This is a genomic window from Geodermatophilus sp. SYSU D00779 (assembly GCF_054050595.1).
Genome location: NZ_JBJGZQ010000004.1, coordinates 184,113 through 207,971 on the forward strand (window position 1 = coordinate 184,113; position 23,859 = coordinate 207,971).

Annotated in this window: 17 protein-coding genes; 2 read left to right on the forward strand and 15 right to left on the reverse strand. The window is 74.0% G+C overall.

The features are described from left to right. Window positions 1–49: 49 nt before the first annotated feature. Together ACI79G_RS04505 and ACI79G_RS04510 are read right to left on the reverse strand one after the other, a co-directional pair. Window positions 50–1,153, reverse strand: coding sequence for a lysophospholipid acyltransferase family protein (locus ACI79G_RS04505; protein WP_456879943.1), 1,104 nt, complete (start codon window positions 1,151–1,153; stop codon window positions 50–52). Between the two features lies 1 nt (window position 1,154). Next, a complete protein-coding gene (locus tag ACI79G_RS04510) occupies window positions 1,155–2,024 on the reverse strand; it encodes a patatin-like phospholipase family protein (protein ID WP_456879944.1) in 870 nt (289 codons plus the stop codon). 190 nt (window positions 2,025–2,214) lie between these two features. Here ACI79G_RS04510 and ACI79G_RS04515 point away from each other — a divergent pair, with 190 nt between their 5' ends. Next, complete coding sequence (locus ACI79G_RS04515) at window positions 2,215–5,379, forward strand: M14 family zinc carboxypeptidase (protein ID WP_456879945.1); 3,165 nt, start codon at window positions 2,215–2,217, stop codon at window positions 5,377–5,379. 98 nt (window positions 5,380–5,477) lie between these two features. Here ACI79G_RS04515 and ACI79G_RS04520 read toward each other — a convergent pair whose 3' ends face one another. The 3 genes from ACI79G_RS04520 to ACI79G_RS04530 all read right to left on the reverse strand — a co-directional run bounded on the left by ACI79G_RS04520 (window position 5,478) and on the right by ACI79G_RS04530 (window position 9,802). Further along, window positions 5,478–5,996 carry a DUF1707 SHOCT-like domain-containing protein gene (locus tag ACI79G_RS04520; protein WP_456879946.1) on the reverse strand — a complete coding sequence of 173 codons (519 nt, stop codon included), beginning with the start codon at window positions 5,994–5,996 and terminating at the stop codon, window positions 5,478–5,480. Window positions 5,997–6,240: 244 nt separating this feature from the next. Further along, complete coding sequence (gene serA / locus ACI79G_RS04525) at window positions 6,241–7,467, reverse strand: phosphoglycerate dehydrogenase (protein WP_456879947.1); 1,227 nt, start codon at window positions 7,465–7,467, stop codon at window positions 6,241–6,243. 172 nt (window positions 7,468–7,639) lie between these two features. Further along, window positions 7,640–9,802 carry a DEAD/DEAH box helicase gene (locus ACI79G_RS04530; RefSeq protein WP_456879948.1) on the reverse strand — a complete coding sequence of 721 codons (2,163 nt, stop codon included), beginning with the start codon at window positions 9,800–9,802 and terminating at the stop codon, window positions 7,640–7,642. A 606-nt stretch (window positions 9,803–10,408) separates the two neighbouring features. On the opposite strand from ACI79G_RS04530, the gene thrS reads away from it, so the two are divergent. Beyond that, complete coding sequence (gene thrS, locus ACI79G_RS04535; protein WP_456879949.1) at window positions 10,409–11,644, forward strand: threonine--tRNA ligase; 1,236 nt, start codon at window positions 10,409–10,411, stop codon at window positions 11,642–11,644. A 14-nt stretch (window positions 11,645–11,658) separates the two neighbouring features. Here thrS and ACI79G_RS04540 read toward each other — a convergent pair whose 3' ends face one another. From ACI79G_RS04540 to ACI79G_RS04585, 10 genes are all read right to left on the reverse strand, one after another. Beyond that, a complete protein-coding gene (locus ACI79G_RS04540) occupies window positions 11,659–12,627 on the reverse strand; it encodes an MsnO8 family LLM class oxidoreductase (RefSeq protein WP_456879950.1) in 969 nt (322 codons plus the stop codon). 111 nt (window positions 12,628–12,738) lie between these two features. After that, entirely contained in the window at window positions 12,739–13,530 is a 792-nt protein-coding gene (locus ACI79G_RS04545; RefSeq protein WP_456879951.1) for an IclR family transcriptional regulator, read from the reverse strand. Continuing rightward, window positions 13,527–14,537, reverse strand: a complete 1,011-nt coding sequence (locus ACI79G_RS04550; RefSeq protein ID WP_456879952.1) for a PDR/VanB family oxidoreductase — start codon at window positions 14,535–14,537, stop codon at window positions 13,527–13,529. Before ACI79G_RS04550 ends, ACI79G_RS04545 begins: the two co-directional genes overlap by 4 nt. A 14-nt stretch (window positions 14,538–14,551) precedes the next feature. After that, entirely contained in the window at window positions 14,552–15,826 is a 1,275-nt protein-coding gene (locus tag ACI79G_RS04555; RefSeq protein ID WP_456879953.1) for an aromatic ring-hydroxylating dioxygenase subunit alpha, read from the reverse strand. Window positions 15,827–15,869: 43 nt separating this feature from the next. After that, window positions 15,870–17,372 (reverse strand): MFS transporter, encoded by a 1,503-nt coding sequence (locus ACI79G_RS04560; RefSeq protein WP_456879954.1) that lies wholly within the window; start codon window positions 17,370–17,372, stop codon window positions 15,870–15,872. Between the two features lie 176 nt (window positions 17,373–17,548). Then, window positions 17,549–18,418: a 4-hydroxyphenyl-beta-ketoacyl-CoA hydrolase gene (gene couO / locus ACI79G_RS04565; RefSeq protein WP_456879998.1), complete on the reverse strand. Its 870-nt coding sequence runs from the start codon at window positions 18,416–18,418 to the stop codon at window positions 17,549–17,551. A gap of 25 nt (window positions 18,419–18,443) precedes the next feature. After that, window positions 18,444–19,388, reverse strand: coding sequence for a 3-hydroxyacyl-CoA dehydrogenase NAD-binding domain-containing protein (locus tag ACI79G_RS04570; RefSeq protein WP_456879955.1), 945 nt, complete (start codon window positions 19,386–19,388; stop codon window positions 18,444–18,446). Next, window positions 19,385–21,352, reverse strand: coding sequence for an acetoacetate--CoA ligase (locus ACI79G_RS04575; protein WP_456879956.1), 1,968 nt, complete (start codon window positions 21,350–21,352; stop codon window positions 19,385–19,387). The genes ACI79G_RS04570 and ACI79G_RS04575 overlap by 4 nt, the downstream gene beginning before the upstream one ends. After that, the gene (locus ACI79G_RS04580; protein WP_456879957.1) at window positions 21,349–22,185 is read right to left on the reverse strand and encodes a crotonase/enoyl-CoA hydratase family protein; all 837 of its coding nucleotides are present in this window, start codon (window positions 22,183–22,185) and stop codon (window positions 21,349–21,351) included. The genes ACI79G_RS04575 and ACI79G_RS04580 overlap by 4 nt, the downstream gene beginning before the upstream one ends. Continuing rightward, window positions 22,182–23,771, reverse strand: coding sequence for an acyl-CoA synthetase (locus tag ACI79G_RS04585; RefSeq protein WP_456879958.1), 1,590 nt, complete (start codon window positions 23,769–23,771; stop codon window positions 22,182–22,184). Before ACI79G_RS04585 ends, ACI79G_RS04580 begins: the two co-directional genes overlap by 4 nt. Window positions 23,772–23,859 lie beyond the last annotated feature (88 nt).

Genomic DNA, 23,859 nt, shown 5'->3' on the forward strand with positions numbered 1-23,859 from the left:
GGTCTCCCGCGGCCGGGGTCCACCCTGGCCGCGGGAGATCCGGCCCCGGCTACGACGGCTCGCGCCCGGACGTCCCGGCCACGTCGGGGCTCCGCGGCACACCGGTCCGCCGCCCACCCCGCGCCGGTTGGGCCGCAGCGGAGGTCGTGGTGATCCAGGCGTCGATCGTCTCCCACCAGTGGTACAGCCAGTCGGTCAGCTGGGCCTCGTCCCGGGGCACCTCGGCGGCAGGGATGAACCACCAGCGCAGGTGCAGGGTCTTGTCCATGGGCAGGCTCCGCCACAGGTCGCGGACCGTGCTCAGGTGTTCCAGTCCGGTGTGCGCGACCAGGACGACGTCGGCGTGCGGGGCTGCGCTCAGCGCCGCGACGACCCCACCTGGACGCGGCGGCAGCAGGTGCCGCATCGCCTCGGCCCGGCGCACCGCGGACACCAGCCCGCGGTCGCGCAGCCGTTGGAGAGCCCGGACCTTGCGCCGCGGGGTGAAGTTGGCGCCCTCGGGGAAGATCAGCAGCGCGTCCTCCTCCCCCAGGTCGCGGGCGAGGTCGGCGATGGCCTCCTCCGAGGTGTACCCCACCGCAGGGTCCGACGAGACGAAGTGGTTGGGCAGCCGGTTGAGGTACACGTCGATCAACGGGTCCAGCTGCAGCACGTCCTTGAGCACGATCCGCGGCTGGCGCAGGTGGTCGCGGTTCATCAGCGTGTGCACGAGCAGGAACGAGTCGCCCGGACCGGCGTGCCGGGAGAGCACGACCATGGCGTTGGTCGAGCCGGGCACCCCGTCGTCCAGCGGCGACCAGGACTCGCCGTCGGTGACCAGTCGCAGGGCGAACAGCCGCTGCGCCGCCCGCATCAGGGCGTCGAGCAGCAGGCGCAGCACGGTGTAGTGCGCCTGCCGGAACACCGGGGTCCGGACGTGGCGGCCGAAGCCGCTGGCCACCCACAGCACCGCTGCGGCGACGAGCCCGGCGACCTCCAGTCCGAGGTACACCAGACCGAAGCACAGCAGCCGCAGCGCGCGCAGCCGCCCGGGCAGGAACACCGAGGCGAGCACCGCCACCACCGCGAGCACGGGCAGCAGGACGACGGCGACCACCAGCGCGCCGACGAGCAGCGGACCGGCGACCCGGCGCACGCGGCGTGGGGGCAGCACCTCAGACCACCCCGTCCCGGGACGCGGCGATCCGTCCGAGGTGCTCGCGGGCGGCGGCGTGCGCGCGCTCGATCCGGGCGGGCACCGCGGAGAAGTCGCGGTAGCGCAGGTTGCCCGCGCCGGGTGGAGCCGGGTCCCCCGCGGGCAGCACGTGCACCGTGACGCCCGGGGGCAGCGCGGCGAGGTCGGCGGCGAACCGGTGCCGGCGGGCGATCTCGAAGGCGACCGTGGCGACCTCCCACGGCCGGGCCGGCGGGCGCAGCGGACGGTCGATCCGCCCGACGTGCAGCACGTAGACCGTGTCGGCGCCGAGCGCGACCGCCCGGCCCACGGGGATGCTGTGCACCAGTCCTCCGTCCAGGTAGTGCTCGCCGTCGATCTCCACCGGCGGCAGCAGCCCGGGGACGGCGCAGGAGGCGAGCACCGCGTCGACCAGGTTGCCGTCGGTGAACCAGTGCTCGGCGGCCCGCTCGATGCTGGCCGCGACGCACTGGAAGGGAACGGGCAGCTCGGCGAAGGTCCGCACGGGCAGGTGGGCCACGAGCAGGTCCCGCAGTGGTCCACGCGGGTGCACGTGGGTGCGGGTCCGCACCAGGGTGCCCAGGCGGCCCAGCGCGGACCCGGCGAAGACCCGGTGGGAGGCCACCTCCCCCCACACGGCGCGCAACCGGTCCACCGCGCCCGGTGTGGGGTCTGCGGCGACGAGCGCCCCGTTGATCGCGCCCACCGACGTGCCCACGACCAGGTCGGGGCGCACGCCGTGCTCGAACAGCGCCTGCAGCATCCCCACCTCGGCCGCGCCGAGCACTCCCCCGCCACCGAGGACGAATGCCGTGCCGCCCCGCCCGGCAGGCACCCGCGGCGAGGCCATGGCCGCATCGTGCCACCCACGGCAGGAGATCCGGGCACCACGCCACTCATCACCCCTCGTGACCGGCCGCAGCCGCTGCGGCAGCACGCCCCGAACCCGCTCCCGCCCCGCCCCGGCCCGCGCGGAGGCGGGGCATGGACCTGCTGTTGCGCGCGGACCCTGTGCAGGGCCTGTCTCGCTCCCCTGCCACGTGATCTGGACGGTCGACATGGTGCTCGGCGCTGAACGCCCCCGCGGCGGCCCCGTTCCGGCCCTCGTGGTCCTGCTGCTCGTGCTGGGGGTGCTCACCGGCACGGGGACCGCCGCGAGCGCCGCGCCCTCGGCCGGCGGCGAGGGCCCGGTCGCCTACACGGCCGAGCTGACGCCCGAGCAGCTGGCCCTGGTGCTGGACAGCGGGCTGGACCGCCGGGAGGTGCTGACCGCGCCCGGTGGTGCACCCGGTTCGGTACGGGTGGAGATCGTGCTCGGCGAGCGCAGCGCGGACGCCCTGATGGCGGAGGGCGTGCCGCTGCGGGCTCGGACGGCCACCGCGCAGGCCGCTGCGGCGACGGCCGGTGTGTTCCGTCCGTGGAGCGGTGCGGGCGGGCTGCGCGAGGAGTTCGTCGCGCTCGCGGAGGCGCACCCGTACCTGGTGGAGCAGGTCGTGATCGGCCGTTCCGTCACCGGGCAGGAGATCCTCGCGTTCAAGGTGACCGCGGATGCCCGACGGACGCCCGACGGCAGCCGCCCCGCGGTGCTGTACGTCTCGGCCCAGCACGCCCGCGAGTGGATCACCCCGGAGATGAGCCGGCGGCTGATGCGCCACGTCCTCGACGGCTCCCGCACCGACCCAGGACTCCGCGGACTGCTGGACCGCACCGAGCTGTGGTTCGTCCCCGTGGCGAACCCGGACGGCTACGACCACACGTTCACCACCGACCGGCTGTGGCGCAAGAACCTGCGCGACAACGACGACGACGGCGTGATCACCGCGGCCGACGGCGTCGACCTCAACCGGAACTTCCCGACCCGCTGGGGCTACGACAACGAGGGCTCGTCCCCGTCGCCGGACAGCGATGTCCACCGTGGCCCGGCGCCGGCGTCCGAACCCGAGACGCGCGCCCTCGACGGGCTCATGCGCCGGATCGGCTTCGAGTTCCTCGTGAACTACCACTCCGCGGCCGAGCTGCTGCTCTACGGCACGGGCTGGCAGGTCGCCACCCCGACGCCCGACGACGTCGTCTACGAGGCGATGGCCGGCGACGACGCCGATCCCGCGGTGCCCGGCTACGACCCGGACATCTCGGCGGAGCTGTACACCACGAACGGCGAGACGACCGAGCACGCCCAGGAGGCGTACGGCACGCTCGCCTTCACGCCGGAGATGGCGACGTGCCAGACGGCCAGCGCGGCCGACCCCGGCGACGCCTTCGAGCCCGCCGACTGCGGGAGCGTGTTCGAGTTCCCCGACTCCGAGCCGCTGGTCCAGGCGGAGTTCGACAAGAACCTCCCCTTCGCCCTGGCCGTGGCCCGGTCGGCGCAGGACCCGTCGAACCCCGTCTCGGTCGTGGGCCGCACCGTGCCGGACTTCGTGCTCGACCCCTTCCCCGTCTCCTACGGGACCCCGCAGCCGGTCGCCGTCACAGCGCGGCGCGACCTGCACGACCTCGAGCTGCGCTACCGGGTCGACGGGGGGCCCGAACAGCGCGCGACCGTGCGCGAGTGGGACGGCGGCGAGCGCTACGGGGACGAGGGCGACACCTACTACGCGGAGTTCCGCGGGGAGGTCCGCGGAGCACTCGTGGGACAGGACGTCGAGGTGTGGTTCACCGGCGTGCGGCCCGGCCGCGGCCCGGTGACCAGCGAGCGGTTCAGCTACACCGTGGCACACGACGGCGGGTCGGTCCTGGTGCTGGCCAACGAGGACTACGAGGGCTACAACCCCGGAGAGCCAGGTGCCACCACCGCACCCCGGTACGCGCAGCAGTACGTCGACGCGCTCACCGACGCCGGCCTCAGCTCCGCCGTGTGGGACGTGTCCGCCCAGGGGGTGCCGCACGACCTCGGGGTGCTCGGCCACTTCGACAGCGTGGTCTGGTACCTCGGCGACAACCGGCTGACCCAGGACGCCGAGGACGTCGTCACCGATGTCCTCGGCGCACCGCTGGAGGACGCGGCCGTCGCCGAGCGGCAGCAGTACCTGACCCTCGCGGTCCGCGACTACCTCAACGGAGGCGGCACCCTCACGCTCACCGGTGAGACGGCGGCCTACCACGGCGTGCTCGGCACCGGGCTCGGCGGCATCTACTTCGGACTGGACGGCGCGCCGGACCAGGACTGCGTGGTGACGGTCGACCCGCTGAGCGACTGCCTGCTGCTCAAGGACGACTTCTCCCAGTACTACCTGGGCGCGTTCACCCGGTCGCCGCGGGCGGCGCCGGAGTTCCTGGACGGGACGGGCACGCCGATCAGCGGCACCAGCACGGAACTGGGGGCCACGCCGAGCAACCCGATCGACGAGGCCGGGACGTTCCTCCCCACGAGCGCCGTCCTGCCCCCGGACCGGTTCCCGCAGTTCACGAGTGCCGTGTCCGGCGAGTACCGGGGTGGCCCGCCGGGCAACCTCGAGACCTTCGAGGGCGAGTGGTTCGCCGCGGCGGCGCACGCCGACAACTCGTACATGAGGCTCACCCGCACCGTCGACCTCACGGACGTCCCGGCGGCGCAGACGCCGACGCTGCAGTTCGCGCTGTCCCACGACGTGGAGACGGGCTACGACAACGTCATCGTCGAGGCCCACCCCGTCGGCACCGACACGTGGACGACGCTGCCGGAGGTCAGCGGGCTCAGCGACAGCGAACCGCCGACGGCGTGCGAGGTCGGGGTCCTGCTGGAGCGCCACCCGTTCCTCTCGCACTACCTGACCAGCGGCGACCCCTGCCGGCCGACCGGGACCACGGGGACGTGGAACCGGATCACCGGTACCTCCGAGGGCTGGCAACAGGTCGGCTTCGACCTGTCCGCCTACGCGGGCGGGCAGGTCGAGGTGGCGATCAGCTACGTCACCGACCCGGCCACGGGTGGGGCCGGGGTGTTCGTGGACCAGACCCGGTTGGTGATCGGCGGCACGGCCGTCGAGCCGCAGGGCTTCGAGACCGACCTCGGGCCGTGGACGGTGCCCGGTGCGCCCGAGGGCAGCCCGCCGAACGTCGGGGACTTCGTGCGGGCGCAGTCACAGGTCGGAGCGGCGATCACCACCGAGGACACCGTGCTGCTCGGGTTCGGGATCGAGCAGGTGCCCGACCCGACGGCCCGCGCAGCACTCCTCGGGAGGATCGTGCGCAGCCTCACCGGCGCGTCTCCGACGGGGGGCTGAGACACCTGGACCTCGGCGTCGGGGAGACGGCGGGGACGAGCGTGGGTCGCGGTGCCCGTGGGCCACCGATCCCGGACGGCGGCGGACCGCCGAGCAGGTCAGTCGTCGTCCCAGCGGTCCCAGTCGTCATGGTCCCAGTCGTCATGGTCCCAGTCGTCGTGACCCCAGGGGTGGTCCCAGCCCCCGTGCGAGCCGCCGCCACCGCCCCCGCCGCCACCGCTGTCGGACAGCGCCACCCCGCTCAGGGCGCCGACGAGGACGAGGAAGAGGGCGGCGACGAGGAGCACGACCGCCACCCGCGCCGGCCCCAGCCGGCCGGTGGTGGCCGTGGCCAGGGAGGCCCGCACCTGCTCGACCGCGAGCGTCCCGAGCGCCCGCCAGCCGGGGGCCGTGCGTTCCGGTGGCTCCGGCGGGAGGTCCTCGGTCAGCGGATCGAGGTCGGCCAGGTGGACGGCGGCGAAGGCGTCGGCCATCCGCTCGCTGCCCTCGTCCGGCGTGAGCAGGCCGCGGGCGACCGCGTCCTGCAGGCGCTCGACGGTGGCCAGCCGGTCGGCGTCCGAGGCGCGCACCCGCGGTGCGGACCTGGCCGCGCTGTCCGGATCGATCAGGGGTGGCATGGCTGCTCCTCCCGGGGAGGCGACGCGGAGAGGGCCACAGCCTGCACCCGCGCCCGGGAGGCCGGGCGGGTCCCGGGGCGCGCGGGTCCGCGACGACACGAGGCCCCGCGCGACGGGTGCGCCACGCAGGGGCCTCGTGTCTCTCCGTGTCCTCAGGCGCCCACCGGTGCCCGGAGCGGCTGCGGGCCGGACGTCGGCCGCACCGCTCGCGCAGGCGGCGACGGTCCCGTCCGGCCCGCGACGCTCAGCCGGACAGCACGTGGACCCGGATGGTCCCCGGCATGCCGCGCAGCCGGTCGACCACGGCCGGGGCCAGTGAACCGCGCACGTCGGTGACCACGTAGCCGACCGACCCGGACGTGGCGAACACCTGCTGCTCGACGTTCAGGTCGCCGTCGGCGAGCAGCTCGTTCACGTGGGCCAGCGTGCCCGGCTGGTTGCGGTGCAGGAGCACCAGGCGCACGGTCCCGGCCGGCCGCGCCGGCTGGACCTCGGGCAGGTTGACGCTCAGCCCGGTGACGCCGTGCTGCAGGTAGCCGATCAGCTTGGTGGCCACGAACCGGCCGATGTCCTGCTGCGCCTCCTCGGTGGAGCCGCCGACGTGCGGCGAGAGGATGACGTTGGGCAGCCCGCGGAGGTCGGACTCGAACGCGTCGCCCGCCGCGGCCGGCTCGTCCGGGAACACGTCGACCGCCGCGCCGGCCAGGTGACCGCTGTCGATGTGCCGGCGCAGGGCGGCGTGGTCGACGACGAAGCCGCGGGAGAGGTTGAGGAACAGCGCACCGGGCACCATGGCCGCGAACTGCTCCTCGCCGAACATGCCGCTGTTGCCGGGCCGGCCGTCGACGTGCAGCGACACCACGTCGGAGTCGGCGAGCAGCTCGTCGAGCGTCGCGCACCGGCGGGCGTTGCCGAGGGCGAGGCGGTCCGCGGTGTCGAAGAAGGACACCCGCATGCCGAGCGCCTCGGCGAGCACCGAGAGCTGGCTGCCGATCTTGCCGTACCCGACGATGCCCAGCCGCCGTCCGCGCACCTCGTGGCTGCCCTTCGCCGACTTGCGCCAGATCCCGGTGTGCATGGCGTCGTTGTGCACGGTCAGCCGGCGGGTGAGCGCGATGATCTCGGCCACCGCGAGCTCGACCACGCTGCGGGTGTTGGAGAACGGGGCGTTGAACACCGCCACCCCGTGCGCGGTGGCCGCCTGCAGGTCGATCTGGTTGGTCCCGATGCAGAACGCCCCGACCACCTGCAGGTCCGGGGCCTGCGCGAGGACGTCGGCGGTCACCCGGGTGCCCGAGCGCAGTCCCAGCACCTGCACACCGTGCAACCGTCGCACCAGCTCTCCGGGGTCCAGAGCACGGTCCACCTGTTCGACGGCGATGCCGCACGTGGCCAACAGGTCGGCCGCGATCGGGTGGACACCCTCGACCAACAGGGCCCGCACCGGACGTGGGGACACCGGGACGGTCATGCAAGGCCTCCTTGCCTCGGTCCGACTGCCGCAGGGACCCCCTCGGCCCTGCGGACTCCCCCACTAGGAGGACGGATGTCCGCGCCGAGATACAGGCACGAGGCATGCACCGGCCGGCCGTGGCGGTGGGACCGGAGCAGCGAGCCCCCGCACGCCCGGGAGGTGCGACCGGTCAGGAACCCGGGGCGTCCCCTCGTCCGGGGGACGCGCGCAGCGCATCCGTCAGCACCGCGACCAGCGCCTCGAGCTGCACGTCGGCCGACGCGGAGACCTCCTCGTCGGACCCGTCCAGCGCCCGGGCGGCCAGCCCCGCCTTGCTCTCGATCAGCTCGGCGATCCGGGCGTCGATGGTCTGCGCGGCGATGATGCGCCACGCCGTGACCGGCTCGGTCTGCCCGATGCGGTGGCTGCGGTCGATGGCCTGGGTCTGCTCCGCGTCCGTCCACGACAGCTCGGCCAGCACGACGTTCGAGGCCACCTGCAGGTTCACGCCGACGCCGGCCGCGGTCAGCGAGCACACCGCGACGGCGACGTCCGGGTCGCCCACGAAGGCGTCGATGTTCGCCTGCCGCGCCGTGGGGGTCTGGTCGCCACGGATCGACGAGAAGCGCACCCCCTGCCGGGCGAAGGCCTCCTCGGCGGCGTCCATCACGTCGACGTGCCTGGCGAAGAAGACGACCTTGCCGGCGCTGCGGGCCAGCTGCGCGGCGTAGTCCGCGGCCAGCTCGGCCTTCGCCAGGCCGATGCGCCGCAGCATGGTGAACACGTTCTCGCCGGACTGCGCGGACATCGCCTCCTTCAGCTCCGACCGGGCCACCCGGCGGACGAGGTCCATGTCGATGCCACCGTCGGTGCCGTCGACGACGGCGTCGGACGACCGGTGCGCGAGCGCGGTCTCGTACCGCGCCGTCATCCGGCGGGCGAGGTCCCGCTCGGCTGCCCGGATCGACCGGCCGACAGGTCCGTCCAGCTCGACGGGGAGGTCGGCGATGCGGCGGGCGGGGATGTCGGCGGCCACGTCGACCTTGCGGCGGCGCACGATGCCCAGGTCGATCACGCACTGGCGGGCCGCGGCGTGGAAACCCCGGTCGGCGGGCGTCAGGCCGATGTCGTCGAGCGCCTCCATCAGCTCGTCGAGGGGCTTGCTGTCGTCGATCCAGCCGAGGTACTGCCAGATCGTCCGGAAGTCCTCGATGTCGTTGATCAACGGGGTACCGGTGAGCGCCATCAACAGGGGCCGCGGGGTGCGGGACCGGATGCGGTCGGAGAGCGCGAGGACGTGCCGGGAGCGCTGGGAGGTCTTGTTCTTGATGAAGTGGGCCTCGTCCACGACCATCCCGCGGAAGCCGAAGTCGCCGAGCCAGCCCACGTGGCGGTCGAGCACCTCGTAGTTGACCACGACGACGTCGGCGAAGCCGTCGACCGTCTCGCCGTCGCCCTGCACCACGGTGGTCGCGCGGTGGGGCGTCCAGCGGGCCGCCTCACGGGCCCAGTTGGTCTTGACGACGTTCGGCACGACGACGAGCAGCGGGTAGGCGTTCGCCGCCTCCGCGGCGAGCAGTGCCTGAGCCGTCTTGCCCAGACCCGGCTCGTCGGCGAGCAGGAAGGTCCGGTGGCCGGCAGCGGCTGCGGCGACCAGCTGCCCCTGGTGCGGCATCAACGCGAGGCCCGCCGGGGTGAACCGTGCCGTCGGCACCGGGAGCGTCATGCACGCCGGGGCACCCCCGGCAGCGCGCTCGAACGAGCTCAGCAGCGGGCCGAGCAGCTCCCAGCCGGCCAGGCGGCGCGGGCGGGCGGTGCGCTGCGGGACGGCGGAGAAGTCGGGGGCGAGGAAGGGGTTCGCCAGCTGCCGGGAGACCACCGACTGCGGCACGACCCGACGCTCCGTGCCGGCGGGAGCGGTCGCGGCCTCCGCCGGCGTGATCTCCTCGGGCGCCGGTTCGATGCCGAGGTCGCTCAGGATCTCCCGCGCGAGCGACCGGGCCGCGTCGGAGACGACGGCGTCCTCGGCGAGCAGCGCCAGCAGCCCGGCGTCCCGGACGGCGGTCGTCGCGAGGACGGTCGCGATGCCGTCCAGGCGCTTGAGCTGCTCGGCCCGATGACCGTCGCTGCCGGCCGCCGCTCGGACGCGGGCGCGCTCCTCGCGCAGCAGCAGGGCGACCGCCTGGAACTTCGTGCGCACGGCAGGCGTCACGCGGCCGCGCTGGGCGGCCGACTCGACCTCGCGGACGGTGCGGGCGAGCACCGGAACGACGTCGCCGCGGTGGTGGACGCGTCGCTGCTTCCGCGAGGCGGTACGGCGAGCGCCCGTCTGGCGCTGGCCTGGTCGGACCACGAACTCCTCCTCTGGGGTGCCGGGCACGGTGGCCGCGGCAGCATGGCGCACGGTCCCGCGGACAGGACGAGGGACGTCCCGAACGGAGGGCCCGGTGCTCCGAACGCCGAGCCGGCTCGCGGATCCCCGAGGATCGCCGCCGCTGGCCCGGACAGGCCTGCTACGGGGACCCGGGGCCGCGGTGGGCGGGCCGGTGACCACGGCGCGGAGACAGTCGTCCTCAGGCGACCGGTCCGGTTCTCGTGGTCGGTGCCTCGATCGTGTCAACGCGAGCGGGAGCGCATGATTCCCGACGTCCACCGCTCGGCGCTCGAGCAGCATCTCACGTCCACCGCCGACCAGCCGGTGACGGTCGCCGGTGGCGCGGCGCGCTCGCGGTCCGCCTCGAGCCCAGGTCGCCGTCGAGCACGCTCCCGTGGGCCGCCCGGGTAATGCCCTTGCTCCTCGGACCTCCGGGTGTCATGGTCGGCGACGTGCTCATCGCGCTGCAGCAGACGACCACGCCGGAGGTCCTTTGGCGTCTCGTGTAGCAGCGCGCTACCAGTCCCGGGGAGCCAACCCCGGGTGTGCTGTCGGCGGTCGGTTCCCCTCGTGAGAGGAACCGAGATGTCCCCCAGCCCTGCCGAGCACTCCGGTCTCGGACGTGCCCTGGATCTCTTCGACACCTCCCCCTCGGTGGGTGCCGGGCTGCCCCTGTGGCTGCCCGACGGCGCCGTCGTCCGCGCCGAGCTGGAACGGTTCGCCGTGGAACAGGCCCTCGCGTCGGGGTGCCGCCGCGTGTACACCCCCGTGCTCGGCAAGCGGGAGTTGTTCGAACGCTCGGGGCACTGGGACAAGTTCTCCGCCGACATGTTCCCGGAGATGCGGGTGGGCGGGGAGAGCCTCGTGCTCCGCCCGGCGAACTGTCCGCACCACACCCAGGTGTTCGCGGCCCGCCCGCACAGCTACCGGGACATGCCGGTGCGGCTGGCGGAGATCGGCTCGATGTTCCGCAGCGAACTGTCCGGCGTCCTGGTCGGGCTCAGCCGGGTCCGGCAGATCAACCTCGACGACGCGCACTCCTTCTGCCGTCCCGACCAGGTCGTGGACGAGGTGCGTCTGGCACTGGACGCGATCCGGCACTGCTACCAGGTGCTCGGCATCGGCATCCACCGGTTCCGGCTGTCCGTCCGCGGACCCCGTGGCCGCTACCTGGGGTCGGACGAGCAGTGGCGCACCGCCGAGGACGACCTCCGCGCCGCTCTGGACGCCACCGGCCTCGACCACGACGTCGCACCGGGTGAGGCCGCCTTCTACGGTCCGAAGATCGACGTCCAGGTGGTGGACCACCGCGGCCGCGAGGAGACCCTGTCCACCGTGCAGGTCGACCACAACCAGCCGGAGCGGTTCGACCTGCACTACGTCGGCGAGGACGGCCGGAGGCACCGCCCGGTCATGGTGCACCGGGGGCTGCTCAGTTCGATGGAGCGGATGACCGCCATCCTCCTGGACGGCGGCAACGGCCGCTTCCCCACCTGGCTGTCCCCGGAGCAGGTCCGCGTGCTGCCGGTCAGCGAGGAGGCGCACGGAGCTGCCGCACGCTCGGTGGTGACCCGACTCGCGCGCGCGGGCATCCGCGCGGAGCTGTCCGGACGTGGCTCGCTGGCGGTCCGCATCAAGGAGGCCCACCACCGGCGGGCGGCATACGTCGCAGTGGTGGGCGACGCGGAGGCCGCGGACGACGCGGTGACCGTGTCCGCGCCCGGCTCATCGGCCCGGTCCTGCCTGCCGGTGCCCGAACTGGTCGAGCGGCTGGTCGGGGAGATCGCTGCCCGCCGTCGCGACCGGACCGTGGCCGGCTGACCCGTCCGGTCCGATCAGGCCAGCAGCGCTGCGAGCGAGGCGTCGGAGCCGGCGAGCGCCGCGCGGTCGTGGGTCGAGCCGGTGGCCAGCAGCTCGTCGGCCCCGGTGCGCTCGGCGAGCTGCTCGAGGCGGCGGCGGACCGTCCCCGGGCTGCCGGCGGGAACGGCGTCGAGGCCGCGCTCGACCCGGCCGGCGACCTGGTCGTCCCAGCGCTGGTCGCGGATGGCCGCCACCGGCTCGAGGGCGCCGAAGACGCCGGTGCGCCGCGAGTCGACCATCGCCCACACCTCGGGCAGCGCCAGCTCGCGGGCCTCGGCGTCGGTGTCGGCGACCAGCACGTCGAGCGCGACGGTGACGTGCGGGCGGCCGTCCCGGTGCGGACGGAAGTCCCGTCGGTAGCCCGCGAGCAGGTCCCCCAGGTCGGGCCGGTCGATCACCGGGCCACCCAGCACCACCGGGAGCCCCAGCCGGGCGGCGACCTCGACCCCGCGGCCGGTGGCGAGCACGAACAGCGGGACCGGCGCCTCGACGACCGGCCGGGCGGTGACCGGTGCGGTCCGCTCGAGGTAGCTGCGCAGCTCGACGACGTCGTCGGCGAACGTGTCCGGCTCGTCGCCGGAGCGGCGCAGGGCACGGCGCACCGGCGCGGTGAAGCCGAGCGAACGGCCCAGGCCGAGGTCCACCCGGCCGGGGTACAGGGCGGCGAGCATCAGGAACTGCTCGGCCACGACGAGCGGCTGGTGGTGCGGCAGCATCACCCCGCCCGACCCGAGCCGGATCGTCGCCGTGTGCGCCCCGACCGCCGCCAGCAGCACCGCCGGCGCCCCGGACGCGACACCGGGCACGCCGTGGTGCTCGGCCACCCAGAACCGGTGGTAGCCGAGCCCCTCCGCCGCGACCGCCCGCTCCACGGTGTGCGTCAGCGCGGCTCCCTCGGGGGAGCCGGCGCGGGTCCGGGAGCGGTCGAGCAGCGAGAGCCTCACACCGGGGCCAACCGGGGACACCGCGCTCGGCTTCCGGCCGGGGCGCGGCAGCGCACCTCCCCTGCCGGGGACCCCCTCATCGACACCCGGCACTTCCCGCGGAGATGGCCGTCAGGGAGCCCGCCAGCCCGTGCCGGGCGAGGCGAGGGTGCGGCCGATGCCGCGGGCGGCAGCCCGCACCCCGGGCGCGAAGTCGCGGACGGCGGCCGGGGAGCTCCCCCGCACGACGATGGACAACGCGGCCACCACGGCGCCGCTGACCTCGACCGGTGCGGCGACGGAGACGGCGTCCTCGGTGACCTGCCGGTCGCTGATCGCCATGCCGGTCCGGCGGACCTCGGCGAGCACCCGGCGCAACCGCCGCGGATCGGTGATGGTGTGCCGGGTGTGGGCCGTCAGCGGCTCGGCCAGCACGCGTTCCTGCACCTCGGCCGGGGCGTGGGCGAGCAGCACCAGGCCGACCCCGGTCGGCGGCAGGGCGAAGCGGCCGCCGACCCGGGTGAGCACGCCGACGGCCGACCGCCCGGCGATCCGCTCGACGAAGACCACCTCGGTGCCGTCGCGCACGGCCAGCTGCACGTTCTCGTGGGTGACCTCGTAGAGGTCCTCCATGAACGGCAGCGCCACCTCGCGCAGCCCCAGACCGCGTGGTGCGAGGGCGCCCAGCTCCCACACCCGCAGGCCCACCCGGTACCGGCCGTCCTCGTCCCGCTCGACGCCGCCCCAGGCGCACAACTCCCCGACCAGGCGGTGGGCGGTGGACAGCGGCACGCCGACGGCCCGGGCGATCTCCGACAGCGTGAGTGCCGGCCGCTCCCGCGTGAAGGCGTCGAGGACGGCGAGCAGCTTGCCGCCCGCCGTCCGTCGCACCGGCAGCGGACCGGCGCGCAGGCCGTTGGTCACGGGACGTCGATGGAGACGACCCCCGGCCGCCCGTCGCCGCCGGCCAGCCCCCCGGTGCGGGCGCTGACCACGCGGGAGACGCAGCACTGCAGCCGGTCGCCCACCCGGTGCTGCTCGTCGCTGAGGAAGACGTCGCGGTGGTCGATCACCCCGTCGACGTCGAGGACCTTGACCTCGCACAGGCCGCACTCGCCGCGACGGCAGTCGAACATCATGTCCGCGCCGCAGGCCTCCAGCGCCTCGAGCATCGACACGTCGTGCGGCACGAGGGTCTCCAGGCCCAGCCGCGGGATGCGCACGGTGAACGCCTCGGGGGCGAACCGGCCGCTGCTGCCGAACGTCTCGAACCGCAGGTCGGCCGGACGCCGTCCGGCCTGGGCCCAGGCGGCCTTGATCGCGTCGAGCATGGGGGTGGGACCGCAGACGTACAGCTCCCCGCCGTCGGGGACGTCGGCGACGAGCCCGGCGACGTCGAGGGAGCCGCCCTCGTCGTCGATCCGCAGGTCGAGGCGGTCGCCGTGCTCGGCGACCAGCTCGTCGAGGAACGCCATGAGGCTCCGCGACCGGGCGCCGTAGACGAAGCGGTAGTCCGCGCCGCGGGCCTTGAGCGCCCTGCCCATGGCCACCAGGGCGGTGACGCCGATCCCCCCGGCGGCCAGGACGTACCCGGGCTTGCCGTAGTTGAGCGGGAAGTTCTGCAGCGGCTGGGTGATCGACACCTCCTGCCCCCGGCGCAGGCCGTGCATGAAGGCCGAGCCGCCCCGGCTCTGCCGGGCCAGCTGCACCCCGAGCACCAGCTCGGTGCCGTAGCCGCTCATGCCCACGACCGAGTACGAGCGGACGTCGGCGCGGCCGTTGACGTAGACCCCGATGTCGATGTGGCTGCCGGGCGGAGCGGGCACGTCGAGCTGCTCGGGCTCCAGCACGATCCGCCGGACGTGCTGCGCGACGTCGCAGACGTCGATCACCCGCGCCCGCCCCCACCGCTTGGCGCTCGTGGCTGCCATGTCGGTCGCTCCGGCTACAGGCCGCGGCCCATGAGGCCGGCCGTCGGCTGCTCCCGGTGATGGGCCACGCCACTCGCCACCTCGGCCGCCTGGCCGGCTCCGCCGTTCCCCGGCGGCTCGGCGTTGGCCGCGGCGGTGACCTCGGCCATCGCGGCGGCGGCGTGCCCGGCCGCGTCCCCCACCGCTCCGGTGTCCGAGCCGAGCTCGGCGTCGATCATGCGCTGCACGATCCGGCGGGTCCACATGCTGCCCGCGTCGATGTTGAGGTTGTAGAAGTCGTAGTCGGGGTTGGCCTCGATCCCCCGCTGCTGGGCCTCGAGCATCAGCTCGTCCTCGAAGAAGACGTTGGACACGCCCTCGCGCAGCCGGGTGGTGATCACCTGCTTGTCCAGGCACCAGTCGCGGGCGAACGCCCACAGGTAGTGGCAGGTGTTGTCGGTCTCCGGCGTCATGGTGTTGATCACCGTGCCGGTGACCCCCTGGCTGCGGTCGCCCTCGGGTGCGCCCGTCCCGGCCTTGGCCACGCCGACGTCGATCGCGATGGTCGACGGGGCGGTGTAGCGGATGATCTGCCAGCGGTCGACCGGCCCCTCGTAGTCGGGGAAGCGGTCCTGCAGGTTGCGCTTCCAGAACGGCGGCGGGTCGATGCCGAGCATCCACTTGGTCACCGTCACCGTCCGGTCGGTGTGGGTCACGGTGAACTCCGACTCGGACAGCGCGTCGTGGCCGATGCTCGACCCGTGCACGAACTGCTCGTGCGTGAGGTCCATGAGGTTGTCGACGATGAGCTGGTAGCTGCAGTTGACGTGGATCGTCTTGCCGTCGCCGGCCCAGTCTGGGTGCTCGTTCCAGTACAGGTCGGGCACCAGCGCCGGGTCGGCCAGCGCCGGGTCGCCCGGCCAGATCCACACGTAGCGGTGTCGCTCCACCACCGGGAAGGAGTGCACCGTGGCGCTGGGGTTGATCGTCTCCTGCGCCGGCATGAACGTGGCCCGGCCGTCGGGGTCGTAGCAGATGCCGTGGTAGCCGCACATGATCTCGTCGTCGCCGCGCAGCTTGCCCATCGACAGGGGCGCCAGCCGGTGCCAGCAGGCGTCGGCCAGCGCGACCGGACGACCGCCGGTGGTCCGGTACAGGACGACCGGCCGGTTGGCGATCGTCTTGGGTAGCAGGTTGCGCCCCACCTCGTGGTCCCACGCCGCCGCGTACCAGGCGTTGAGCGGGAACGAGCGGAACGAGGCGTGCCCGGTCGGGCGGCCGATGGAGGCGGGAGAGGTCGAACCGGTCATGTTCGGGGTTCCTCCGGAGGTCTCGGACGGGTCGAGGGGACGTTCAGGCGGGGATGGGGTCCTCGTGGTGGGCCGGTGACTCCCGGACCATCGCGTAGAGGAAGAAGGAGACGATCATGATCCCGGCGGCGAGGTAGACCCCCGGAGCCCAGCTGCCGGTCGCGTCGCGCAGGATGCCGCTGACCACCGGGCTGAGCACGGCGCCGATCTCCGAGACGAGGTTGAGCATCCCGAAGGCCGAGCCGCGCTCGCTGGCGGGCACCAGGTCGCCGGTCATGCCCTGCACGATCGGCTGCAGCGCGTTGAAGAACACCCCGGAGCTGAACAGCAGCAGCCCGAGGAGGGTCAGCGAGGGCAGCTGGTCACCCTCCCCGCCGGAGATGCTCCAGCCGAAGAGGAGCACGAGCGCCGAGTAGACGGCGGTGCAGACCAAGGCGAGTGGCTTGCGGCCGCGGCCGCTGCGGACGGCGCGGTCGGCCAGCCAGCCGCCGACGGGGAAGCCGAGGATCCCGGCGCCGGCGTTGAAGGCGGCGGTCAGCGCGGCGGCCAGCAGACTGCTCTCCGCTGCCTCCCGGACGATCTGCACCGACCAGAAGCTGAAGAACCACAGGTTCCACAGGATCGCGATGTAGGCGATGTAGATCAGCCACATGTTCCGGTTGAGCAGGGCCGCGCCGCGACCGGACCGCTGCACGCTGCGCACGATGATCGCGATGTACACGAGCGCGATGACCGACGCGATGGTCGCGGTCAGCCACTCCGGCCACTGGAACGTCTCGGCCATCAGGAAGAGGCCGACGATGACCAGGAAGGTTGGCGTGGAGAACAGCAGCAGCCGCAGGAACGGCGGCCCCAGCCGCAGCGCCCCACCGAGCTTCGACCGGAAGAAGGCGAACGCCACCGCCGCGACCACGAACGTGAACGCGGCGAACACGAAGAACGGCAGTCGCCAGGCACCGTCGCCCATCCCCAGCGACTCGCCCCAGGCGATCAGCAGCGGCGTGGCGATGATCCCGACCGTCAGGCCGATGGACAGGCCGGTGATCACGATGCCCAGACCGAGCGTCCGCTGGGCCGCCGGGGTGTGCGTGATGATCAGGGTCCGGTCGTTCGAGTAGAAGACGCCCTCCCCCAGCCCGGTCAGCACGCGGGCCGCGACGAACGCCACGAGCCCGGCCACCAGACCGGAGACGACGGTCAGGACGCCGGCCGCCAGCAGCGAGACGATGATCATCTCGCGGTGACCGAACCGGTCACCGAGCCGCCCGCCCGGGTACTGGGTGAGCATGTAGCCCAGGAAGAACATCGAACCGACCAGGCCACCCACCGTCGCCGGGTTGGACGCGTCCCCGATGAAGCCCGCCTGGTTCTGGATCATCCAGGCGATGACCGGGCCGGTGACCGTCCGGTCCGCGTAGCTGACCACCCAGCCGAGCAGCAGCACCGCCCACAGGGCCCGGTAGGGCAGGACCGGGTGGTCGTCACGGCCGGCGTCGAGCAGCTGCTCCTCCCGGGCGGTGTCGCTCTCGGAACTCCCTGACGCCATCTGCCGCTCCCTCTCGGACGAGGACGTCGCCGTCGATCGGCGACCGGTGGAGGGGAAAGAGTGACGCAGGACACCGCCGCGGGTGTACGCCACTTCCGTGTGGTGGAAGACGTATTCGCCCGGGTGTCCGCCCCGGGCGCGGACGACGCACCGGGGGTCGCCGGGGTGCCTCCCGCTCAGCCGGTGAGGCCGAGCACCCGGACGGCGTTCTCCTTCAGGATCAGCGGGCGGACGTCGTCCCTGATGTCGAGCGCCTCGAAGTCCGCCATCCACCGGTCCGGGGTGATGACCGGGAAGTCCGAGCCGAACAGCACCTTGCGCTTGAGCAGGGTGTTGGCGGCCCGGACCAGCTGCGGCGGGAAGTACCTCGGCGACCACCCGGACAGGTCGATGTAGACGTTGGCCTTGTGGGTGGCGATCGAGATCGCCTCGTCCTGCCACGGCACCGACGGATGGGCCAGCACGATGGTCAGGCCCGGGAAGTCGGCGGCGACGTCGTCGAGCAGCATCGGGTCGGAGTAGCGCAGCTTGATGCCGCGCCCGCCGGGCAGCCCGGCGCCGATCCCGGTCTGCCCGGTGTGGAACAGCGCCGGGACGCCGAGCTCCTCCAGGGCCGCGTAGAGCGGGTAGAAGCGGACGTCGTTGGGCTCGAACGCCTGCAGGCTGGGGTGGAACTTGAACCCCCGCACCCCGTGCTCGGTCACCAGCCGCCGGGCGCGGGCGACGGCGGCCTTGCCGGCGTGCGGGTCGACCGAGCCGAACGGGATGAGCACGTCGGGGTGCTCGGCGGCCTGCTCGGCGATCTCCTCGCTGGACAGCGCCGGGTGGCCCGTGCCGGACGGGGCGTCGACGGTGAACACCACGGCGGCCGTGCGGCGGGCGCGGTAGTGCTCGGCGATCGACGCGACGGTCGGGGTGCGGTCCTGGTCGGCGCGGAAGTACTTCGCCGAGGCGTCCATCAGCTCCTGGTCGAGCGAGAAGCAGCCGTGCGCGTCCTGCTCCACGTGCACGTGCACGTCGATGGCGTCCAGGGCTGCGGGGTCCAGGGTGGTGGTCACGGGGTCCTCCCGGTCAGGCCAGGCCGTTGTCGGCCTTGGCGGCGAGCAGGGCGTCCAGGACGGCGTCGCGGCGGGCGACCAGGTCGGCCTCGTCGGTGCCGGCGAGCTCCTCGTCGACCCCGGCCACCAGCCGCTGCACCAACGCGGGGGTGAGGGTGACCCGGCCGAGGTCGCGCCACCAGCGCTCGGTCGGCGGGCCGAGGTGCTCGAGCACGTGCGCGATGCCGCCGGGGCCGCCCGAGAGGTGCTGGTTGAGGAACGGCCCGAGGACGGCCCAGCGCAGGCCGGGGCCCTGCGAGATCGCGGTGTCGATGTCGCTGACGGTCGCCACGCCGCGCTCGACGAGCGAGTAGGCCTCCTGCCACAGGGCGGCCTGGAGCCGGTTGGCGACGTGGCCGGGCAGCTCCTGGCGCAGCCGGATGGGCCGCTTGCCGACGGCGGCGTAGAACGCCATCGCCGCCTCGACGGACTCCGCGGAGGTGCGCTCCCCCGGGACCACCTCGACCAGCGGGATGAGGTGCGGCGGGTTGAACGGGTGGCCGATCACCACGCGCTCCGGGTGCTGCGGGCAGCCCCGCGCGATGACGCTGGGCAGCAGGCCCGAGGAGCTGCTGGCGAGGACGACACCGGGTCGGGCGGCGGCGTCCAGCACGGCGAAGAGGGCGTGCTTGACGTCCTCGCGCTCCGGGCCGTTCTCCTGCACGAAGTCGGCGTCGGCCACGGCCTCGGCGGCGTCCGCGGTGAAGGCGAGCCGGTCGGGCGAGGCGCCCCCGGCCAGGCCGAGCCGCTCCAGCACCGGCCAGTGGGCGGCGACGTCGGCGCGCAGCCGCTCCTCCGCGCCGGGTGCGGGGTCGGTCGCGGTGACGTCGAGGCCGTGCGCGAGGAAGTGCGCGGCCCAGCTGGCGCCGATGACCCCGGTGCCGACGACCGCGACCCGCTGCACTCCCCCGGTGCTCACGACGGCCTCCGCGCCGCGGCGAGCCGGACGAAGGTGTCCAGCGACGTGGGCTCGGCCAGCACGTCGCGGCTGGCGACCTCGTCCAGCGGGGCGCCGAGCAGGATCTTCTTGGCCGGGAGCTCGAGCTTCTTGCCGGTGCGGTTGCGCGGGACCGCCGGGACGGCGACGACGCCGTCCGGGACGTGCCGCGGTGACAGCGCCGTGCGCAGCGCGCCGGCGATCCGGCGGCGCAGGTCGTCGTCGAGCTCGGCGCCGTCGCGCAGCTGGACGTAGAGCAGCAGCTCCCCGTTGCCGCCGGCCGGGTCCTCGAGGTGCACGACGAGGCTGTCGACGACCTCGGGCAGCTCCTCGACGACCCGGTAGAACTCCGCGGTGCCCAACCGGACGCCGCCGCGGTTCAGGGTGGCGTCGGAGCGGCCGGCGATGACGCAGCTGCCGACCTCGGAGAAGCGGATCCAGTCCCCGTGCCGCCAGACGCCGGGGTAGTCCTCGAAGTAGGTGGCGCGGTAGCGGCTGCCGTCGTCGTCCCCCCAGAAGCCGATCGGCATGGAGGGCATCGGCGCGGTGATCACCAGCTCGCCGAGGTCGCCGACCACCGGGTTGCCCTGCTCGTCGAACGCCTGCGCGGCCACGCCCAGGCAGGGTCCGGAGATCTCGCCGGCCCAGACCGGCTGGAGCGGGCTGCCCTGGACGATCCCGCTGCAGACGTCGGTGCCGCCGCTGCCCACGTTGAGCAGCACGCCGGGGCCCAGGTGCTCGTGCACCCAGCGGTACCCCTCGGCGGGCAGCGGGCTGCCGGCGGCGCCGAGCTGCCGGATCCGGGACAGGTCGAACTCCTCGGCCGGCCGCACGCCCTCCTTGCGGCAGGCCATCAGGTAGCCGGGGCTGGCGCCCATCAGCGTGGCCCCCGTCTCGGCGGCGAGCTGCCACTGCCACCGCAGGTCGGGGTGCAGCGGGTTGCCGTCCACCATCACGATCGAGGCGCGCACCAGCAGCGCCGACACCAGCGCGTTCCACATCATCCAGGCGGTGGTGGAGAACCAGAGGATCCGGTCGCCGGCGCGCAGGTCCCAGCTCAGGCCGTGGTTCTTCAGGTGCTCCAGGAGGATCCCGCCGTGGCCGTGCACGATCGCCTTGGGCCTGCCGGTGGTGCCGGAGGAGAAGAGCACGCACAGCGGGTGCGCGAACGGCACCGGGTCGAAGGCGAGCTCGGCCGGTCCGGCGAGCAGCTCGTCCCAGCCGACCGCGTCGGGCAGGGCGTTCGCCCCGTAGGGGACGTGCACCACGTGTCGCACGGTGGGCAGCCCGGCCCGGATCTCGGCCACCTGCTCGCGGCGGTCGACGTCCTTGGCGCCGTAGCGGTACCCGGCGACGGCCAGCAGCACGGTCGGCTCGATCTGGCCGAAGCGGTCGACGACGCTGCGGGGGCCGAACTCGGGGGCGCAGCTGGCCCAGACCGCGCCGAGGCTGGCGGTGGCGAGGAAGGCCACCAGGGTCTCGGGGGTGTTGGGCAGGTAGGCCACGACCCGGTCCCCGCGGCCGACGCCGAGCCGCTGGAGGCCGGCGCGGGCGCGGGCGACCTGCTCCCGGAGCTGCCCCCAGGTCAGCTCGACCGGCGGCCGGGTCTGCGAGTGCGCGACCACCGCGACCTCGTCGGCGTCGGAGCCGTCGAGCAGCCCGACGGCGTGCTCGGCGTAGTTCAGCGTCGCGCCCGGGAACCACTCGGCGCCCGGCATCTCCCGCCGGCCCAGCACCCGCTCCGGTGCCGTGGCGAACCGGACGTCGAAGAACGCCGCGACGGCCGACCAGAAGCCCTCGAGGTCCTCGACCGACCAGCGGTGCAGGTCGGCGTAGCCGTCGAAGCGCAGCCCGCGCTCGCGTTCCAGCCAGCCGAGGAAGCGGCCGATCTCGGTGGTCTCGCGGACGTCGTCCGCCGGCGGGCGCAGCAGCTCCGGCCCGGTCACCGCCCCTGCACCTTCCCGCCCCGGCCCTGGAGGAAGGCCTGCATCCGCTCCTTGGCCTCGGTGCTGCCGGTGGCGACGGCGGCCATGAGCGACTCCATGAGGTAGCCCTCGGCGGGGTTGGCCTCGGCGATCCGCGGCAGCGCCTGGAGCACGGCGAAGTTGGTGACCGGGGAGTTGGCGGCGATGGCGCGGGCCAGCTCCAGCGCCTTGGCCAGGCCCTCGCCGGGCCCGGTCAGGTAGTGCGACAGGCCCAGGGCCTGCCCCTCGTCGGCGCCGACCACCCGGCCGGTCAGCATCATGTCGGCCATCCGGTGGACGCCGATCAGCCGCGGCACCCGCACCGACGCGCCGCCGCCGACGAACAGCCCGCGCTGCCCCTCGGGCAGGGCGTAGAACGCGCTCGGCTCGGCCACCCGGATGTGCGCGGCCGAGGCCAGCTCCAGCCCGCCGCCGATCACCGCTCCCTTGAGCACCGCGACGACCGGCAGCCGGCCGCGCTCCAGGCGGGCGAAGGCGCGGTGCCACATCATCGAGTGCTCCAGGCCCTCGAAGGCGTCCCGCTCGGTCAGCTCGGACAGGTCCAGCCCGGCGCAGAAGTGGTCGCCCTCGGCGTCGAGGACCACGGCCTTGACGCCGGCGGGCGGGGTGCTGAAGAACGTCTCGACGCCCAGCACGGTGGGGTCGTCGAGGGCGTTGCGCTTGGCGGCGCGGGTCAGCCGCAGCACGGCGACCTCCCCGTGCCGTTCGACCTGCAGCGACGGCGGCAGCAGCGCCTGCACCTGGTCGTCGGACGGCGCGGGCAGCCCCTGCGGGGTCTCGGCGGCCTGGCTCATGACACTCCCTCCGGCCGCGGGGACACCACGGCGTGCTCGTCGGCGGCGCGGGTGCGCAGCTCGACCCGGCGGATCTTCCCCGTGGCGTTGCGCGGGAGCTCGCCCACGAAGACCAGGTGCCGGGGCACCTTGTAGCGGGCGAGGTGGGCCTCGAGGTGGGCGCGCAGCTGCTCCTCGGTGAGCGTGGCGCCGTCGCGGAGCTCGACGTAGCCGACGCCGACCTCGCCCCAGCGCTCGTCCCGGAGGCCGACGACGGCGCAGCTGGCCACCTCGTCCAGCTGGACGGCGACCGCCTCGACCTCGGCCGGGTACACGTTCTCGCCGCCGGAGATGAACACGTCCTTCACCCGGTCGACGACGTGCGCCCAGCCGTCCTCGTCGACCCGCAGCACGTCGCCGGTGCGGAACCACTGCCCGTCGACGAAGCTCGCGGCGGTCTCCTCGGGCCGGCCCCAGTAGCCGGGGAACACGTGCGGCCCCCGGACGAGCAGCTCGGCGGGCTCGCCGCCGACCGGCTCCGGCCGGCCGTCCCGCAGCTGGGCCACGTCGGTGAAGAAGTGCGGCACCCCGACGGCCGTCGGGTGGGCCGCGGTGCCGTCGTGGGTGCTCATGTACACGCCCGGGGAGGCCTCGGTCATGCCGTAGCCCTGCAGGAGCCGCACCCCGCGGTCCAGCCAGGCGCGGGCGACCCGCTCCTGGACCGGGGACCCGCCGTACTGCACGACGGCCAGCGAGCTCAGGTCGGCCGTGTCCCAGGCCGGGTGCTCGCACATCATCTGCAGCATCGTGGGGACGGCGGAGAAGCTGGTGATCCCCGCCGCGGACACCCGCTCGAGGACCACGCCGGGGTCGGCCCTCGGGACCAGCTCGACGCTGCCGCCCTTGAACAGGGTGGGCAGCGTGACCTGGCCCAGGCCGACGCAATGGAAGAGCGGGGCGATGCACAGCGCGCGGTCGGTGCTCAGCACGTCGACGTGCGCCAGGTAGTTGATCGTGTTCCAGGTGAGGTTGCCGTGCGTGAGGACCGCGCCTTTGGGGCGGCCCGTCGTCCCCGACGTGTAGAGGATGAGCGCCGCGTCGTCGAGCCCGACGGGGGGATCCTCGGCGAGCGCGGGCCCGGCGGCGACCTCGGCCGCGTAGTCCCGGCCGCCGGCCGGGCAGCTCGCCGGGTGCACCGCGACGACGTCGCGCACCCCGGTCGGCAGCGGCGCGGCGGCGCCGACGAGCGCGTCGGTGTCGGCGCTGTGCACGAGGACCGAGGCCCCGGAGTCCTCGAGCATGTAGCGGATCTCGGGGCCGGACAGCCGGTAGTTCAGCGGGACGGCGATCGCGCCCAGCAGCCAGGTGGCGAAGAAGGTCTCGAAGACCTCGACGGCGTTGACCCCGAGGTAGGCGACCCGGTCGCCGCGCTGCACGCCCAGGCGCCGCAGCGCGCCGGCGAGCCGCGCGGTGCGGTCGGCGAGCTCGGCGTAGGTCAGCGTCCGGTGCGGGTCGGCGAGCGCCGTCCGGTCGGGGGCGATGCGCGCCCGCCGGGCCGGCCAGCCGCCCAGGCCGGCGACGGGCGCCTGCCGGATCGCGGTCTCCATCACGGTCCTCCGCTGGGGTGGGTGTGGCCGAGACGATAACAGGGTTCCTTCCATTCGCGGTAGCCTCGGTCACGAGCGACGGAGGTGG

Excerpts from the sequence above, each read along its gene's own strand:
- ACI79G_RS04510 (WP_456879944.1), bottom strand. The coding sequence starts at position 2,024 with ATGGCCTCGCCGCGGGTGCCTGCCGGGCGGGGCGGCACGGCATTCGTC.
- ACI79G_RS04520 (WP_456879946.1), bottom strand. The coding sequence starts at position 5,996 with ATGCCACCCCTGATCGATCCGGACAGCGCGGCCAGGTCCGCACCGCGG.
- serA (WP_456879947.1), bottom strand. The coding sequence starts at position 7,467 with ATGACCGTCCCGGTGTCCCCACGTCCGGTGCGGGCCCTGTTGGTCGAG.
- thrS (WP_456879949.1), top strand. The coding sequence starts at position 10,409 with ATGTCCCCCAGCCCTGCCGAGCACTCCGGTCTCGGACGTGCCCTGGAT.
- ACI79G_RS04550 (WP_456879952.1), bottom strand. The coding sequence starts at position 14,537 with ATGGCAGCCACGAGCGCCAAGCGGTGGGGGCGGGCGCGGGTGATCGAC.
- ACI79G_RS04555 (WP_456879953.1), bottom strand. The coding sequence starts at position 15,826 with ATGACCGGTTCGACCTCTCCCGCCTCCATCGGCCGCCCGACCGGGCAC.
- ACI79G_RS04560 (WP_456879954.1), bottom strand. The coding sequence starts at position 17,372 with ATGGCGTCAGGGAGTTCCGAGAGCGACACCGCCCGGGAGGAGCAGCTG.
- ACI79G_RS04580 (WP_456879957.1), bottom strand. The coding sequence starts at position 22,185 with ATGAGCCAGGCCGCCGAGACCCCGCAGGGGCTGCCCGCGCCGTCCGAC.
- ACI79G_RS04585 (WP_456879958.1), bottom strand. The coding sequence starts at position 23,771 with ATGGAGACCGCGATCCGGCAGGCGCCCGTCGCCGGCCTGGGCGGCTGG.